We start from the raw sequence: 15,847 nt of genomic DNA on the forward strand, positions 1-15,847 counted from the left end.
GAGACGATCATGGCTCTTGCCCGCGGCCGCCGCAGTGAAGGCGCCTTCAACTACTGGCCCGGCTTCGTCGACGCGCTGTCGACGCTGGTGCTGTCGATCGTGTTCCTGCTGTCGGTGTTCCTGGTCGTGCAGTTCTTCCTGTCGCAGGAGGTCACCGGCAAGGACAAGGCGCTGGAGCAGCTCAACGCCAAGATCGCGCAGCTCAACGAGCTCTTGTCGCTGGAGAAGCTCGGCAAGCTCTCGCTCGACGACCAGGTGTCGCAACTGAGGGCCGGCCTTGCCTCGGCCGAATCCGAGCGCGACCGCATGAAGGGCCTCTATGAAGGTCTCGCCAATGCCGGCAGCGATGCGCAAGGCAAGACCGCCGAGCTCGGCAAGGCGCTGGACTCCGAGAAAGCGGTCTCGGCGCGGGCGCTGGCGCAGATCGAGGTGCTGAACCAGCAGATCAGCGCGCTCAGGCGGCAGTTGGCGGCGTTGGAAGAGGCGCTGGATGCCTCCGAGAAGCGCGACAAGGAATCGCAGAACCGGATCGCCGATCTCGGCTCGCGCCTGAACGTGGCGCTGGCGCAGCGCGTGCAGGAATTGTCGCGCTACCGCTCGGAGTTCTTCGGCCGCCTGCGCGCCATCCTCGGCAACCGCCCCGACATCCGTATCGTCGGCGACCGCTTCGTGTTCCAGTCCGAAGTGTTCTTCGACACCGGACAGGCGACCTTGCTGCCCGAGGGCCGCGCCGAGCTCGACACCTTGGCGACCGCGCTGATCGACCTCGACAAGAAGATCCCGAGCGAGATTCCCTGGGTGCTGCGCGTCGACGGCCATACCGACGTGCGCCCGGTCAACGGCCCGAACTTCAAGTCGAACTGGGACTTGTCTGCGGCCCGCTCCATCTCGGTGGTGCAGTACCTGATCTCGCTCGGCGTGCCCGCCCAGCGCCTCGTCGCCGCCGGTTTTGGTGAATTCCAGCCACTCGATACCGGCAACACGGAAGAGGCCTACAAGCGCAACCGCCGCATCGAGCTGAAGCTGACGGAGCGGTAGTGAGCGCCCTCCGCCTCCGCCCCTACCGTCCTGAGGACGAAGCGGCGGCGATCGACCTCTGGCATCGCACCTGGCAGCAGGCCTACCCGCAGATCGACTTCGCTGCCCGCCTCGATTGGTGGCGCGAGCGGTGGCGCAAGGATCTTGTGCCGAAGGCGTCCATCGTCGTCGCCGAACAGGACGACGCACTCATCGGCTTCGTCACCATCGATGGCGACGGCTATCTCGACCAGCTCGTGGTCGATCCCGCCCAGTGGGGCTCGGACGCAGCAAGGCTGCTGGTAGACGAGGCCAAGCGGCTGTCGCCCTCAGGCGTCACGCTGCTCGTCAACAAGGACAACGCCCGCGCCATCCGCTTCTACGAGCGCAACGGCTTTGCCCATGCCGGCGACGATGTGAACCCGACCTCGGGGCGGCCGGTGCTGAAGATGGCATGGCGGGCGTGAGGCCTGTCACGCCTGGATCCTGCGACGTCTGTTAGTCGTTGTAGCCAGAGCAGCGATGACAAGCGGATGGAGACGATCGATGAAGCCGCGCGATCTGGCCAAGGGTTCCTCGGTCTTTCTGGGCGTCATCGTCGCCGGATATCTATCGACGACCTATGTCGACCAGCGCTTTGCGACGCAGGTCAACACCACGGGTTCTCCCGCTCCGACGAGCAGCCCTGCGCCATCGGCCTGCGTCGGCGAGGACGGCAGCTGGAAGAACTGGCCGTGGCCGAATGTGCCAACGCTCTCGCCGAAGTGCCGGTAATGTCTGCTGGGATGCTCTCCCAGTTGTGGCGCGAAGCTCTCTCCAGACGTCATTGCGAGGAGCTCTTGCGACGAAGCAATCCAGAGTCTTTCCGCGGAGACAGCCTGGATTGCTTCGCTTCGCTCGCAATGACGAGATTGTAGGACGCGCTCGCATTACCCTCACGAACGCCTCCGCCTCACGCCCCCTCGAACTGCAACCTCGCCAGCCGCGCATAGAGGCCGTTCGCGGCGACCAGCTCGGCATGCGTGCCCTGCTCGACGATCCTGCCCTGATCCATCACCAGGATGCGGTCGCAGGAGAGCACGGTAGCGAGGCGATGTGCGATCACCAGCGTGGTGCGGTGGCGCATCAGCTCTTCCAGCGCGGTCTGTACCAGCGTCTCGCTTTCGGCATCGAGCGCGGAGGTGGCTTCATCGAGCAGCAAGAGCGGCGCATCGCGCAAAATGGCGCGGGCGATGGCGATGCGCTGGCGCTGGCCGCCGGAGAGCGTCACACCGCGCTCGCCGAGCGCCGTCTCGAAGCCTTCGGGCAGGCGGCGGATGAATTCGGCGGCATGCGCGAGCTCGGCGGCGCGCTCGACCTCGGCATCGGTGGCATCGGGCCGACCGAACCGGATGTTCTCGCGGGCGCTTGCCGCGAACACTACGGATTCCTGCGGCACCAGCGCGATGCGAGTGCGGACATCGCGCGGGTCGGCGGACCTGACCGGCACGCCGTCGAGCGCGATCGCGCCGCTACGCGGATCGTAGAAGCGCAGCAGCAGATGAAAGATGGTGCTCTTGCCGGCACCGGAGGGGCCGACGATCGCGACCTTCTCGCCGGGGCGCACGGTGAACGACACCGCGTCGAGCACCTTGACCTCGGGCCGCACCGGATAGGCGAAGCTGACCCGATCGAAGCCGACCTCGCCGCGCGCCGGCACCGGCAGTGCGCGCGGCGACGCAGGCGCGGTGATCTCAGGACTCACATGCAAGATCTCGAACAGGCGCTCGGCCGCGCCCGAGGCCGCCGAAACCTCGCCCCAGACCTCGCTGAGCTGGCCGAGGCCCGCCGCGGCGAACACCGCATAAAGCACGAACTGACCGAGCCGGCCCGGCGTGATCGCACCGGTGAGCACGTCATGCGAGCCGATCCAGAGGATCGCGACCACGCTTGCGAATACGATGAAGATGATGATGGCGGTGAGCACAGCGCGGGCCTGGGTCGAGGTGCGCGCCGCCTCATAGGCCTGCTCGACGTTGCCGCCGAAGCGCTTTTCGGCGAACTGCTCGCTGGTATAGGCCTGCACGGTGCGGATCGCGCCGACCAGCTCGCCCGCATAGGCGGAGGCGTCGGCGAGCGTGTCCTGCGCATTGCGCGACAGCCGCCGCACCCAGCGTCCGAACGCCACCAGCGGCAGCACGATCAAGGGTATCGCCAGCAGCACGAAGCCCGACAATTTCGGGCTGGTGATCACCATCATCGCGGCGGCGCCGAGGAACATCATGAGATTGCGCAGCGCGATCGACACCGAGGCGCCGACCGCGGATTTGATCTGGGTGGTGTCGGCGGTGAGACGCGAGATCAGCTCGCCGCTGCGCGCGGAGTCGAAGAAGGTCGGCGAGAGCGACAGGAGGTGGCCAAAGACGTCGCGCCTGAGGTCGGCGACGATGCGCTCGCCGATCGTCATCACGAGATAGTAGCGCGCGGCGCTCGCCGCCGCGAGCACGGCGACCACCGCGAGCATTACCGAGAAGTAGCTGTTGATCAGCGCGATGCCCTCGGGCGTCAGGCCGAAATCGATCATCCTGCGCACCGCGACCGGCACCAACAGCGTGGTCAGTGCGGCGATCGTCAGCGCGACGAAGGCCAGTGCGGCGCGGCCGCGATAGCGGCTCACATAAGGCGCGAGCGCGAGCAGCGGCCGGAGTTTGGCGCGGCCCTTGGCGGGCTGCTCGATCAGATCGGCCTCGATCGACGGTGTGTCGGCGGAATTCACTTGGGAATTCATTTCGGGCTGAACATACTGTTCATCAAGCCGTTCCACTGCGCTCATGAGATCCGACCCATTGCATTCGTTCGCTCCCAATAGGCTGGTGCAAGGGGAGTGGCAAATCCGGGATGTCCCTTAGGGGCAAGCCCGGTTCACCAGCCGGCATATGGCTTGTTTTGCGGGGGTTCGTGAGGTATAGAGCCGGCCAAATCCGTCATTCGCTAGCCACCCAAGAGGCGCCCGGGCGCCGAGGAATTGCCATGAAAGCCGAAATTCACCCGAACTATCATACGATTAAGGTCGTCATGACCGACGGAACCGAGTACCTGACCCGCTCGACCTGGGGCAAGGAAGGCGACACGCTGAACCTCGACATCGACCCGAAGTCGCACCCGGCCTGGACCGGCGGCAACGCCCAGATCATGGACCGCGGCGGCCGCGTCTCGCGCTTCCAGAAGAAGTTTTCGGGCTTCCTCAAAAAGGATTGATCCGGCCGCAAGGCTGCGACGAAAAACGCCCCTGGGAGACCGGGGGCGTTTTTGTTTTGGGGTATGCGCTCTCGACAAAGGCGGAGGTCTTGTAGGCGGAGGTCTTGTGGGTGGGCAAAGCGAAGCGTGCCCGCCACTTTCTTGTCACCATCCCGAAAGACTGATGGTGGGCACGGCCCTGCGCGCCTTGGCCCACGCTACGGCAACTGTAACCCTACCGCTCGAACGCGGCCTTCAGCGCGTTGAGGTGCGGCACCAGCGGGTTGCCGATCGGGACGTGCTCGGCCGGCGGGGTGTGGATGGTGGTGTCGAGACGGCGGACGCGGGTCTGGAGGCTCATCGAGCGATGGATCAGGTCCTGGAGCTGCGAGGGCAGCTTCTCGATGGTGTCCGCGGGGCCGGGATCGGCGGCGGTGAGCTTGACCTTGGTCTTCTCGCGGTTGGCCTGGCTCAGCGTCATCTCGCCTTCTTTCACCGCGCGGTGCAGCAGCAGCCACGAGGCGAGCTGCATCAGGCGGGTGGTGAGACGCATGCTCTCGGTCGCATAGGTCAGGCTGACGGCACGGTCGAGCGCCTTGGCCTCCGTGCGGCCGGCGCCGTCGAGATAGGCGGCGGTCTCCTCGACGAGGTCCATGCCCTCGCGGAACAGGACGCTGAACGCCGCAGAATTGGTGAACCGCTCGCTGAGTTGAACGAGAGCGCCGTCGGCCTGCAAACGTTCCATGGTTAACGCCCCTTACGCAACTGTCTGACTCTCCGGCTTGGCGCCGGCTTATGATGAACAAATCATTGCGCGCTGGAAGCGCGGAGTCCAGCGACAAGCGCGGATATGGTTTCCGCGGGTCATTCGCAGGAATTCAGCCACAAGGAGACGCAAAAAAGCGGGAGTGGACGCAAAAAAAAGAGCCGCCGGAGACCGGCGGCTTTGAAAGTTGATAACAGGGAGGCGTCAAACAGAGTGGACAGGAGCCACTCGGTGTCCAAACGAGGACGGTTCCAGTCATAAACCCGAAAGCTTAATCGACCGTAAACGAGCTAATTTTTTGAGAGTTCGTTAGCCATCTCGGCCAGTGGCCGAGTGGGGTACGGAACAAATTCTCCACGTCGTCCCAGCGAAGGCCGGGACCCATAACCACAGGGAGTGGTTTGACGAAGACCGGTCGTTCGGTGCTTCTGTCGATCCCTACAGATAGATCACGCGGTATGGGTCCCGGCCTTCGCCGGGACGACAGCTGTTGGTGTGGCGGCGGCTACGACTTGAAAAAACTGTTCGCCGCATCGCGCGAGGCGCGCTTCTTGGTGGCGGCTTCTTCCAGTCTTTCGATCTCGGTTTTCAGAAGCGTCACGCGCTCGGTCAGTTCCTCCACCGACAATAGTGAGAGATCCTGTCCGATCTCATGGCTGATCTTCTTGCGCGGGCGGTCGTCGTCTTCCGTCGGCATCGTCGTTCCTCCTGCGTTCGCGCGATCTAGCAGGCCGAGGTTGCCAGCTTGGAGCGCGCTGGCTAAGCAATGGCCTCATTCCCATTCCGCACCTTTGCTCAAGGACACATCATGGACAAGCTGCCCGCGCAAATGACCGTGGTCGCCATCTCCCGGCACGGCGGACCGGAGGTGCTGGTACCGGAGCAACGCACCGTGCCGCAGCCCGGTCCCGACGAGATCCTGGTCAAGGTCGAGGCCGCCGGCGTCAACCGGCCCGACGTCGCGCAGCGCTCCGGCGCCTATCCGCCGCCGCCCGGCGCCAGCGACCTGCCGGGCCTGGAGATTGCCGGCGAAGTGGTGGCCGTCGGCAGCAATGCCAAGCGGCACAAGATCGGCGATAAGGTGATGTCGCTCGTCGCCGGCGGCGGCTATGCGCAGTACTGCATCGCCCAGGACGCCCAGGCCATGAGCGTGCCGCCGGCGCTGTCGATCAAGGAAGCCGGCGCGCTGCCGGAAACCCTGATGACGGTCTGGCACAACGTGTTCGAGCGCGGCGGCCTCAAGGCCGGCGAGACTCTGCTGATCCATGGCGGCTCCTCGGGCATCGGCACCATGGCGATCCAGCTTGCCAAAGCGTTCGGCGCCAAGGTGTTCGTCACCGTGGGATCTCAGGACAAGATCGATGCCTGTCTCAAGCTGGGTGCCGACCGCGCCATCAACTACAAGACCGAAGATTTCGTCGCCGTGGTCAAGGCGGAGACCAACAATGCCGGCGTCAACCTGATCCTCGACATGGTCGCCGGCGACTATGTCGACCGCAACTATGACGCCGCGACGGTCGACGGCCGCATCGTGCAGATCGCGACGCTCAACGGCCCCAAGGTCAACGTCAACATCGCCAAGGTGATGGTGAAGCGCCTGACCCATACCGGCTCGACGCTGCGCCCCCGTAGTAATGCGGACAAGGCGGCGATGGTGGCCGCGATTGAGGCGAAAGTGATGCCGCTTTTGCGTGAAGGCCTCATCAAGCCGCTGATGGACAGCACTTTCCCGCTGGAAAAGGCAGCCGACGCCCACCGGCGCATGGAAACGAGCGCACATATTGGCAAAATTGTGTTGGAGGTGTAGGCCGCCGGCCCACAGGGGCAGGGCGGAAACCCTTTGATTTTCCTCGCTTTCGTGGCATCTATCGCGACGCACCGAACCCATTCTGTCCGGTCTGAAATCGCCTTGCACTCGAAGTTTGCGTCGAACGCGGAGAACTGACCTTGCGTCTGCTCAGGTGCCTCGCGCCCATCGCGCTGGGCCTCATGATGCTCGTTGCCGCGTCCCCTGCACGCGCGCTCGACGCTGTCAGCGTTCGCAGTGACGCGCCCGCGATCGACCTCACCGGCGTGCTCGAGCATCAGCGCAGCGACGCCGATCGCATCCAGGTCTCGACCGCGCCCGGCACCGACGGCATCGTCCGCCGCATCGAGGTGCGCGCCCGCGAAGGTGGCCAGAACTGGGTGGTGTTCGCGCTCGCCAACAACACCGACGACCAGCTCGACCGCCTGATCGTCGCCCCGCATTACCGCATCGTCTCCTCAGGGCTGCTGTGGCCCGACCTCGGCCTGTCGCGTATCGCCACCATCACGCCTTCGATCGGCGACCGGCCCGAACGTCAGGAAAGCGCAACCGCGGACGTGTTCCGCATCACGCTCGATCCGGGAGCTGTTGTCACCTTCGTCGCGGAGCTGCGCACCGACAAGCTGCCGCAGCTCTATCTGTGGGAGCCGGAAGCCTACAAGGACAAGGTCAACTCCTTCACGCTGTACCAGGGCATCGTGATCGGCATCTCGGGCTTGCTCGCACTGGTGCTGACCATCCTGTTCGTGGTGAAGGGCAGCATCATGTTCCCGGCCGCCGCGGCGCTGGCCTGGGCGGTGCTGGTCTATATCGGCGTCGATTTCGGTTTCTGGGGCAAGGTGCTCGACATGTCGAACAACGCCGAGCGCATCTGGCGCGCGGCGGGCGAAGCGATTTTGGCGGCGACGCTTTTGGTGTTCCTGTTTGCCTACCTGAACTTGAGCCGCTGGCATGTGCGCTATTCGCACATCACGGTCGGCTGGCTGGCCTTCCTTGGCTCGCTCGTCGCGCTGGCGCTGTTCGATCCCGCGGTGGCCTCCGGCATCGCGCGCATCTCGCTGGTGCTGATCGCCTTCGCCGGCTTTGCGCTGATCGTCTATCTCTCCACCCACGGCTTCGACCGCGCGGTGCTGCTGATCCCGACCTGGTTCCTCCTGGTGGTCTGGGTGGTGGCGGCCGGCATGACGGTCGCCGGCTCCGTCACCAACGACATCGTCGGCCCGGCCCTGCTCGGCGGCCTCGTGCTGATCGTGATGCTGATCGGCTTCACGGTGATGCAGCACGCCTTCGCCGGCGGCGGCGCCTCGACCGGCGTCGTCTCCGACATCGAGCGCCGCGCGCTGGCGCTGGCCGGCTCCGGCGATCTGATCTGGGACTGGGACGTCTCCGCCGACAAGGTCTTCACCAGCCCGGAGACCGAGGCCCTGCTCGGCCTCAAGCGCGGCACGCTGGAGGGGCCGGCGGCGTCCTGGCTCGAAGTGCTGCATCCGCTCGACCAGGACCGTTTCCGTGCCGCGCTCGACAGCGTGCTCGACCAGCGCCGCGGCCGCCTGGTGCAGGATTTCCGCCTGCGCACCCCGGACGGCCACTTCATGTGGTTCGCGCTCAAGGCGCGCCCGGTGGTCGGCTCCGACGGCGAGGTCTCGCGCGTGGTCGGCACCCTCACCGATGTCACCGAGCTGCGCAACGCGGAAGAACGTCTGCTGCACGATTCCGTGCATGACAACCTCACCGGCCTGCCCAACCGCAAACTGTTCATGGACCGGCTGGGTGCGGTCGCGCATTTCGCCAAGAGCATGCCGACGCTGCGGCCGACGCTGATGGTGATCGACCTCGACCGCTTCAAGCAGGTCAACGATTCCGTCGGCATCGCGGTCGGCGATTCCATCCTGCTGACGCTGGCCCGCCGCCTCACCCGCATCCTGAAGCCGCAGGACACGCTGGCGCGGATGGCCGGCGACCAGTTCGGGCTGATCCTCCTGTCGGAGCAGGACCCCGCCCGCATCACCGCCTTCGCCGAGACCATCCGCAAGACCATCCGCGCGCCGATCGCCTTCAACGACCGCGAGATCTTCCTCACGGCTTCGATCGGCCTCGCCCTGTCTGATCCGCAGACCCAATTGACGGATGAGATCATCAAGGACGCCGAGCTTGCGATGTATCACTCCAAGCGCATCGGCGGCGACCGCATCGACGTCTACAAGCCGGCGATGCGTGCGCGGAAGACCGACCGGCTGACGCTGGAGAGCGAATTGCGCCGCGCCATCGAGCGGAAGGAGATCACGATCCTGTATCAGCCGATCGTGCGGCTGGAGGATCGTTCGATCGCGGGCTTCGAGGCCTTGGCGCGCTGGGACCATCCGAAGCTCGGGCGCATGGCGCCGTCGGAATTCATCACAATCGCGGAAGAGACCGGGCTGATCGTCGACCTCGGCATGTTCGTGCTCGACCAGACCGCAAAACAGCTCGCGGTGTGGCAGCGCGCGATGCGCTCGCGCGAGCCGATCTTCGCCTCCGTCAACGTGTCGTCGCGGCAATTGCTGCGCCACGATCTGATCCACGACATCCGCACCGTGCTGTCGCGCTCCTCGGTAGCGCGCGGCACGCTCAAACTGGAACTGACGGAATCCCTGGTGATGGAGAATCCGGAGCACGCAGCGCAGATGCTGACGCGGATCCGCGAGCTCGGCACCGGGCTCTCGCTCGACGATTTCGGCACCGGCCATTCCTCGCTGGCCTATCTGCAGCGCTTCCCATTCGACACCATCAAGATCGACCAGTCGTTCGTGCGCACCACCAACCGCGGCACCCGCCCGGTGATCCTGAAGTCGATCATCGCGCTCGCGCACGATCTCGGCATGGACGTGGTGGCCGAGGGCGCCGAGACCGATTCCGACGCGGTCGAGCTCTACCAGATGGGCTGCGAATACGCCCAAGGCTTCGCCTTCGGCGAGCCGATGGACGCCGACGCCGCGATGCGGCTGCTCACGGAAGTGCGGCTGGAGGCGGCGAGCTGATCGCTCCGCGAGTCCGGAATCGTAGGGTGGGCAAAGGCGCACTTGCGCCGTGCCCACCATGCTTACAACACAGCAACAGAAGTGGTGGGCACGCTTCGCTTTGCCCACCCTACGATACTATCGCCGCCGGTCGCTCTTCTGCTTCCTGAACCGCACGCTCTGGCCATCCGGCATGCGCGTCGCCACGAAGCCGGCGGCGAGGCAGGCTTCGCGTTGCGGCATCTGGATGTCGGGGCTGCGCAGGCTGTCCCACCAGGAGGCACGATGCGCCGCGCGCGGCAGGGCCGCGCCGATGATCTCCTCGATCTGCTCGAAGCTCAGCACCAACTCGTCCTGCTTCTGCCGCATCAGATAGTCGCGCAACGCCTGGTAGTCGTTCACAATCGTCCTCTCGTCCCGCTCACATGAGGCTGCCTAAAACCGTGCGCCGCATAAACCGATTCTTAACTCATCGCGGCGGCGCCGTCCTGCCTTAAACACTACTCAAGCTTTCGGGCGCATCCACTAGGATCGGGAGCACGCGATGCTGTCTGGATGGCGCGAAGTCACGGCCCGTCGGCCGTGGCGGATTTCGGCGAAGCTGCTGATCATCTCGTCGGTGGTGACGGTGATCGGCTTTTCCGCCATTTGCGTCAACGTGATGCTGGACATGCGCCGCGGCGAGGAGGCGCTCGCCCGCCAGACGCTGGAGAATTTGGCGACGACCATCGAGTCCGACGTCAACCGCAACATCGAGATCTACGACCTGTCACTGAAGGCGGTCGCCAGCAGCATGTTGCTGCCGGAGCTCGCAACGGTCTCGAAGCCGATCCGTCATCTGATCCTGTTCGACCATGCGATAACCGCCAAGCATTTCGGCGCCATCCAGGTGTTCGATACCGAGGGCCGGCTGACCATCGACGCCTCCACGCTCGATCCGCTGCCGGAGCTCAGGAGCGAGGAGGACTATTTCAGGGTTCATCGCGACAATCCCGACATCGGGCTCTTCATCAGCCGTCCGATGCTGTTTCGCGGCGCCTATTCCATCGTGCTGAGCCGGCGCATCAGCGATACCGACGGCGGCTTCATGGGCGTCGTCGCCGGCTCGATCCGGTTCAGCTATTTCCACGAATTGTTCGAGCGGCTGAACCTCGACCGCGACGACACCATCACCGTGCTGAAGCGCGACCGCACCATCATGATGCGGCGGCCGTTCGATCTCGAAATCATCGGCAGGAATTTGAACGAGCGCCAGAACTGGAAGGCCGACAATCTCAAGGCCGGCGGATCCTACGCCGGCCAGGGTCCGGTGGACCCGACCCCGCGCCTCTACGTGCGCAGCACCGGCACGGGTGCGATGTTCGTGGTGGCAGGCAAGCCGCTGACCGCGGTGTTCGAGCTCTGGCAGAGGGAAGCCTATCGCATCGGCGCCGTGGTGCTGGCGCTGATCCTGTTCATGCTGGCCTCGACGCTGGTGCTGGCGCGCGAGATCGGCCGGCGCGCCGAGGCCGAGGGCAAGCTCGAGGAGATGGCCACGACGGATGCGCTCACCGGCCTGAAGAACCGCCGCAAGTTCGATTCCGTCATCGACGTCGAATGGCGCCGCGCCATGCGCCAGAAGACGCCGGTCGCACTGTTGATGATCGATGCCGATCACTTCAAGGCCTACAACGACACGTTCGGCCATCAGGCCGGCGACCAGGTGCTGGTCGGCATCGCCATCTGCATCTCCGACTCGGTGAGCCGCGCCGGCGACTGCGCCGCGCGCTATGGTGGCGAGGAATTCGCCGTGCTGCTGCCGAACATTTCGGTCACTGATGCCTTCAAGGTCGCCGAGACGATCCGCCTCAAGGTGCAGGGCTGGTCCGACGATCAGGCGAGCACAACGGTCTCCTGCGGCATCGCCAGCCTCGTCCCCACCGCCGGCATGGACTCGTCGATCCTGGTCGCCGCCGCCGACAAGGCGCTCTATGCCGCGAAAGCCGGCGGGCGCAACCAGTCGGTGGTCGCGAGCCTGCCGCAGCTGTCGCTGGTGGCGTGAGATTCGATGTCGTCCCGGCCTAGTGCGCAATTGCGCACGGGGGCCGGGACCCATACCGCGTGATCTATCGGTCGCATTCGGCAGTCGTACCGAACGATCAATCTTCGCCAAACTTCTTACTGTGGTTATGGGTCCCGGCCTTCGCCGGGACGACACCGAGGGTTTAGCAGCTACTGCCCCAGATACTTCTTCATCTCGGCGATCAGCCCGTCGCGCAGCTCCGGGCGCTTCATGCCGTAGGCGATGTTGGCGCGGAGGAAGCCGGGCTTGGAGCCGCAATCGTGGCGCTCGCCCTCGAACTCGACGCCGTAGAATTTTTGCGACCTGGCGAGGCCGATCATGGCGTCGGTGAGCTGGATTTCGCCGCCGGCGCCGCGCTCCTGGGTTTCCAGGATCTTGAAGATCTCCGGCTGGAGGATGTAGCGGCCGGTGATCGAGAGGTTGGAGGGCGCGGTGCCCTTGGCCGGCTTCTCGACCATGCCGTCGACCTCGAACATCTTGCCGGTGCGTTTGCCGACGCCGCAGATGCCGTATTGATGGGTGAGATGGTCGGGCACCGCCTCGACCGCGACCAAATTGGATTTCTCGCCGAGCGAAGCCGCCATCTCGATCATCTGCTTCAGGCAGCCGGGCGTGTTGAGCACGAGCTCGTCCGGCAGCACGACCGCGAACGGCTCGTTGCCGACGATGTCGCGCGCGCACCAGACCGCGTGACCGAGGCCGAGCGGCGCCTGCTGGCGGGTGAAGCTGACGGCGCCGGCGTCCGGCTGGTTCTGCGCCAGGATCTCCTGCTCGCCCTTCTTGCCGCGCGCAGCCAGCGTCGCGTCGAGCTCGAACATCCGGTCGAAATGATCCTCGATGACATTCTTGTTGCGGCCGGTGACGAAGATGAAGTGCTCGATGCCGGCCTCCCTCGCCTCGTCATAGACGTACTGGATCAGCGGCTTGTCGACGATGGTCAGCATTTCCTTCGGCATCGCCTTGGTGGCGGGCAGGACGCGGGTGCCGAGGCCGGCGACGGGAAATACGGCTTTGCGAATTTTCATGGGATCGATCGAATACCTGAGGACGTGAACGGAGCAATGGTCATCTTGCTAGCCTGTTTGCAGCCGCCAACAAAGGCGGATGTGGGGCCTCGCCCCGTCAGAGTTAAGAAAAACGCCGTCACCAAAATTTCACCTTTGTTAAGCTATTGGCAACGCCTACCAGGCCTCCTGATGGCGGAATTTCAGGCCGACGGGTGGGACATGATGCAATCAGTGGCACGACTGGCAGGACGGGTTGGCTCCGTGACCGCCGCGACGATGATTGCAGCGGCTTTGCTGCTGCCGGCCTGCGCGCACGCCCAGGCGCAGAACGGCCTTTCCAATCTGTTCGGCGGCATCTTCTCCGGCCCCAATCCCGCCCCCTCGCAAGCCCCGCCCGGCAATGGCGGTGCGCAACCTTGGAGCGGCGAGGACGGCGCCTCCGGCCATCCGCTGATGACGGCCGCGGCGATCCGCGAGGCTGCCGGCAATTTCAACAATTGCGTCGCCGCGATGTGGCCCGATGCCGCACGCCGCAGCATCACGCAGGAGAATTTCCAGCGCTTCACCGCAGGTCTCAGCCCCGATTTGCGCATCATGGACCTCATGGATTCGCAGCCGGAGTTCACCAAGTCGGTCTGGGACTATCTCGACATTCTCGTGAACGACAACCGCCTCGCCAGGGGCCGCGAGATCCTCGCCACATACAAGGCGCAGTTCGACGCCACCGAAAGGGCCACCGGCGTCGACCGCTACATCATCGCCTCGATCTGGGGCATCGAGTCCAACTACTCGACGCAGATGGGCGACCGCAGCGTGCTGCAATCGACCGCGACGCTCGCCTGCATCGGACGTCGCCAGGCCTATTTCAAGGATGAATTCCTCTCCGCGCTGGAGATCCTCAACCGCGGCGATCTCAGGCCCGAGCAGATGCGCGGCTCCTGGGCCGGCGCCTTCGGCCCGACCCAGTTCATGCCGACCGCGTTCAAGCGCTTTGCCGTCGACGGCGACGGCGACGGACGGCGCGACGTCGTCGACAATCCGACCGACCTGATCGCATCCACCGCCAACAATCTGAAGAAGGACGGCTGGCAGGCCGGCCAGACCTGGGGCTTTGAAGTCGTTGTGCCGGAGGGATTCAACTACATGCTGGCCGATCGCGCCAAGGCGATGACGATCGCGCAGTGGGAGAAGCTCGGGCTCAAGCGTGCGAACAATCAGCCCTTCCCGCATCCGGCGGAGAAGGCCTATCTGCTCGCGCCGGCCGGCGCGCAGGGGCCGGGCTTCCTGATGCTGCAGAATTACCGCGTCATCATGAAGTACAACCCGGCCGAGGCCTATGCGCTCGCGATCGGCCATTTCGCCGACCGCCTGCGCGGCGGGGCGCCTTTCGTGCAGCCCTGGCCGCGCCAGGAGCGGGAGCTGTCGCGCACCGAGCGGCTGGAACTGCAGCAGCTGCTGGCCCAGCGCGGCTTCTACAAGGGCACCCCGGACGGCCAGTTCGGCGGCCAGACCCGGGAGGCCCTGCGCAACTTCCAGGCCTCGATCGGGGTGCCCGCCGACGGATTTGCGTCGTCCGACGTGCTGGACCGGCTGCGCGAGCGGTAAAACCGCGCCGAAAGTAACCGTGAACAGGGATTTTGGCAGGCGGCCTTGACCTGGGCGGCTGTTCCCCGGTGTATGGCCGGAAGAATCTACGAGAGAATCTGCCCGTTTGGCGCCTGATTCCGTTATTATATCCGAGCCACTTCCAAGTCCCTTGCGCGTGTCCGAGATCGCATGTCGAAGAAGTCCCTGTTCAAGGCGCTGACCGAGACCGGCCCGCTGATCGCGCTGGGGACGGCGCTTGCGATTCTGGTGTCGGTCGCCGGCCCGGCCTCGGCGCAGTTCTTCAACTTCCCGGGCTTCGGCGGCCCGCCGCAGCGCGCGGCCCCGCCGCCACAACGGGGCGGCGGTGGAGGTGGCTGGTTCGGCGGCGACTTCTTCGCACCATTCCAGCAGCAACAGCCGCAGGCACCGCGCCAGGATTTTTCGCGCGCGCCGGCGCCGGCCAAGCGCGACACCATCCCCGACAAGAACGTGCTGGTGATCGGCGACGCCATGGCCGACTGGCTCGCCTATGGCCTTGAGGACGCCTACACCGAGCAGCCCGACATGGGCGTGATCCGCAAGCACAAGACCACCTCGGGCCTGATCAAGTACCAGCCGAAGGGTGAGCCCTCGGACTGGGCGGCTGCGGCGAAGGGCATCCTCGAGACCGAAAAGCCCGAAATCATCGTCGTGATGCTCGGCCTCAACGACCGCATCGCGATCCGCGAGCCTGCGGCCGACAAGTCGGACAAGGCCTCTGACAAGGACAAGAAGAACGACAAGGGCGCGCGCAGCAAGCCACCGGGCAAGCCCGGCGACGCCAAGCCCGACACCGCTGCCAAGCCTGAGGACAAACCCGCAGCGGATACTGACCTGCCCCAGGATGATGCCGACAACGCCGATACGCCGGCGGCCGCCGCGCCGGAGAAGACGGCGCGCAATCCGAATGGTCTCTACGAATTCCGCGACGAGCGCTGGATCGAGCTCTACGGCAAGAAGATCGAGGAGCTGGCCAACGTCCTCAAGGCCAAGGGCGTTCCGGTGCTCTGGGTCGGGCTACCCGCCATCCGCGGGCAGAAGGGCACGGCGGACATGCTGTTCCTGGATTCGCTGTATCGTGAAGGCGCGGCCAAGGCCGGCATCACTTATGTCGATGTCTGGGACGGTTTTGTCGACGAGGCCGGCCGCTTCCTTCAGAAGGGTCCTGACTTCGAAGGCCAGATCCGCCAGCTCCGCAGCTCTGACGGCGTCTATTTCACAAAACCCGGCGCGCGCAAGCTCGCGCACTATGTCGAACGCGAGATCACGCGCCTGCTCGCGGGCCGCTCCGGCCCGATTGCGCTGCCGAGCGAGCCGGCGACGCCCGACACCAGCGCCGAGCCCGGCAAG

General features: G+C 65.2%; 14 protein-coding genes. 9 read left to right on the forward strand and 5 right to left on the reverse strand.

What is annotated here, in order from left to right; all coding sequences use genetic code 11:
- Positions 1 to 9: 9 nt before the first annotated feature.
- The 3 genes from CWO91_RS22630 (at position 10) to CWO91_RS22640 (ending at position 1,791) form a co-directional block, all read left to right on the forward strand.
- Positions 10 to 1,038, forward strand: a complete 1,029-nt coding sequence (locus CWO91_RS22630) for a peptidoglycan -binding protein (protein WP_130216412.1) — start codon at positions 10 to 12, stop codon at positions 1,036 to 1,038.
- A complete protein-coding gene (locus CWO91_RS22635) occupies positions 1,038 to 1,484 on the forward strand; it encodes a GNAT family N-acetyltransferase (RefSeq protein ID WP_130216414.1) in 447 nt (148 codons plus the stop codon). The genes CWO91_RS22630 and CWO91_RS22635 overlap by 1 nt, the downstream gene beginning before the upstream one ends.
- A 79-nt stretch (positions 1,485 to 1,563) precedes the next feature.
- Positions 1,564 to 1,791 carry a hypothetical protein gene (locus CWO91_RS22640; RefSeq protein WP_130216416.1) on the forward strand — a complete coding sequence of 76 codons (228 nt, stop codon included), beginning with the start codon at positions 1,564 to 1,566 and terminating at the stop codon, positions 1,789 to 1,791.
- Positions 1,792 to 1,969: 178 nt separating this feature from the next.
- Here CWO91_RS22640 and CWO91_RS22645 read toward each other — a convergent pair whose 3' ends face one another.
- On the reverse strand, positions 1,970 to 3,829 hold the full coding sequence (locus CWO91_RS22645; protein WP_130216418.1) for an ABC transporter ATP-binding protein/permease: 1,860 nt from the start codon (positions 3,827 to 3,829) through the stop codon (positions 1,970 to 1,972).
- A gap of 197 nt (positions 3,830 to 4,026) precedes the next feature.
- Between CWO91_RS22645 and rpmE the strand changes: the two genes are divergently transcribed.
- Entirely contained in the window at positions 4,027 to 4,254 is a 228-nt protein-coding gene (gene rpmE, locus CWO91_RS22650) for a 50S ribosomal protein L31 (RefSeq protein WP_025034016.1), read from the forward strand.
- Between the two features lie 214 nt (positions 4,255 to 4,468).
- On the opposite strand, the gene CWO91_RS22655 is transcribed toward rpmE, so the two are convergent.
- Complete coding sequence (locus tag CWO91_RS22655; RefSeq protein ID WP_128936588.1) at positions 4,469 to 4,978, reverse strand: DUF1465 family protein; 510 nt, start codon at positions 4,976 to 4,978, stop codon at positions 4,469 to 4,471.
- A 526-nt stretch (positions 4,979 to 5,504) separates the two neighbouring features.
- Positions 5,505 to 5,696, reverse strand: a complete 192-nt coding sequence (locus CWO91_RS22670; protein ID WP_130216420.1) for a DUF1192 domain-containing protein — start codon at positions 5,694 to 5,696, stop codon at positions 5,505 to 5,507.
- 111 nt (positions 5,697 to 5,807) lie between these two features.
- Here CWO91_RS22670 and CWO91_RS22675 point away from each other — a divergent pair, with 111 nt between their 5' ends.
- Entirely contained in the window at positions 5,808 to 6,806 is a 999-nt protein-coding gene (locus CWO91_RS22675; RefSeq protein WP_130216422.1) for an NAD(P)H-quinone oxidoreductase, read from the forward strand.
- 140 nt (positions 6,807 to 6,946) lie between these two features.
- Positions 6,947 to 9,823, forward strand: coding sequence for an EAL domain-containing protein (locus tag CWO91_RS22680; protein ID WP_165405638.1), 2,877 nt, complete (start codon positions 6,947 to 6,949; stop codon positions 9,821 to 9,823).
- 117 nt (positions 9,824 to 9,940) lie between these two features.
- Here CWO91_RS22680 and CWO91_RS22685 read toward each other — a convergent pair whose 3' ends face one another.
- The gene (locus CWO91_RS22685; protein ID WP_165405639.1) at positions 9,941 to 10,204 is read right to left on the reverse strand and encodes a DUF7662 domain-containing protein; all 264 of its coding nucleotides are present in this window, start codon (positions 10,202 to 10,204) and stop codon (positions 9,941 to 9,943) included.
- A gap of 142 nt (positions 10,205 to 10,346) precedes the next feature.
- Here CWO91_RS22685 and CWO91_RS22690 point away from each other — a divergent pair, with 142 nt between their 5' ends.
- Positions 10,347 to 11,843 (forward strand): sensor domain-containing diguanylate cyclase, encoded by a 1,497-nt coding sequence (locus CWO91_RS22690; RefSeq protein ID WP_130216426.1) that lies wholly within the window; start codon positions 10,347 to 10,349, stop codon positions 11,841 to 11,843.
- 170 nt (positions 11,844 to 12,013) lie between these two features.
- On the opposite strand, the gene CWO91_RS22700 is transcribed toward CWO91_RS22690, so the two are convergent.
- Complete coding sequence (locus CWO91_RS22700) at positions 12,014 to 12,889, reverse strand: UTP--glucose-1-phosphate uridylyltransferase (protein ID WP_128936592.1); 876 nt, start codon at positions 12,887 to 12,889, stop codon at positions 12,014 to 12,016.
- Positions 12,890 to 13,090: 201 nt separating this feature from the next.
- Here CWO91_RS22700 and CWO91_RS22705 point away from each other — a divergent pair, with 201 nt between their 5' ends.
- Both CWO91_RS22705 and CWO91_RS22710 read left to right on the forward strand, forming a co-directional pair.
- Entirely contained in the window at positions 13,091 to 14,476 is a 1,386-nt protein-coding gene (locus CWO91_RS22705) for a lytic murein transglycosylase (RefSeq protein WP_433995572.1), read from the forward strand.
- A gap of 171 nt (positions 14,477 to 14,647) precedes the next feature.
- The coding region (locus CWO91_RS22710; RefSeq protein WP_130216430.1) for an SGNH/GDSL hydrolase family protein at positions 14,648 to 15,847 on the forward strand (1,200 nt) is incomplete at its 3' end.

The sequence above is a fragment of the Bradyrhizobium genosp. SA-3 genome (assembly GCF_004212635.1).
Taxonomy (GTDB): domain Bacteria; phylum Pseudomonadota; class Alphaproteobacteria; order Rhizobiales; family Xanthobacteraceae; genus Bradyrhizobium.

What these genes read in the sequence shown, in the direction of transcription:
- rpmE (WP_025034016.1), top strand. Translation starts at nt 4,027, where the DNA reads ATGAAAGCCGAAATTCACCCGAACTATCATACGATTAAGGTCGTCATG.
- CWO91_RS22690 (WP_130216426.1), top strand. Translation starts at nt 10,347, where the DNA reads ATGCTGTCTGGATGGCGCGAAGTCACGGCCCGTCGGCCGTGGCGGATT.
- CWO91_RS22670 (WP_130216420.1), bottom strand. Translation starts at nt 5,696, where the DNA reads ATGCCGACGGAAGACGACGACCGCCCGCGCAAGAAGATCAGCCATGAG.
- CWO91_RS22700 (WP_128936592.1), bottom strand. Translation starts at nt 12,889, where the DNA reads ATGAAAATTCGCAAAGCCGTATTTCCCGTCGCCGGCCTCGGCACCCGC.
- CWO91_RS22645 (WP_130216418.1), bottom strand. Translation starts at nt 3,829, where the DNA reads ATGAGCGCAGTGGAACGGCTTGATGAACAGTATGTTCAGCCCGAAATG.
- CWO91_RS22655 (WP_128936588.1), bottom strand. Translation starts at nt 4,978, where the DNA reads ATGGAACGTTTGCAGGCCGACGGCGCTCTCGTTCAACTCAGCGAGCGG.
- CWO91_RS22630 (WP_130216412.1), top strand. Translation starts at nt 10, where the DNA reads ATGGCTCTTGCCCGCGGCCGCCGCAGTGAAGGCGCCTTCAACTACTGG.
- CWO91_RS22640 (WP_130216416.1), top strand. Translation starts at nt 1,564, where the DNA reads ATGAAGCCGCGCGATCTGGCCAAGGGTTCCTCGGTCTTTCTGGGCGTC.
- CWO91_RS22675 (WP_130216422.1), top strand. Translation starts at nt 5,808, where the DNA reads ATGGACAAGCTGCCCGCGCAAATGACCGTGGTCGCCATCTCCCGGCAC.
- CWO91_RS22705 (WP_433995572.1), top strand. Translation starts at nt 13,091, where the DNA reads ATGATGCAATCAGTGGCACGACTGGCAGGACGGGTTGGCTCCGTGACC.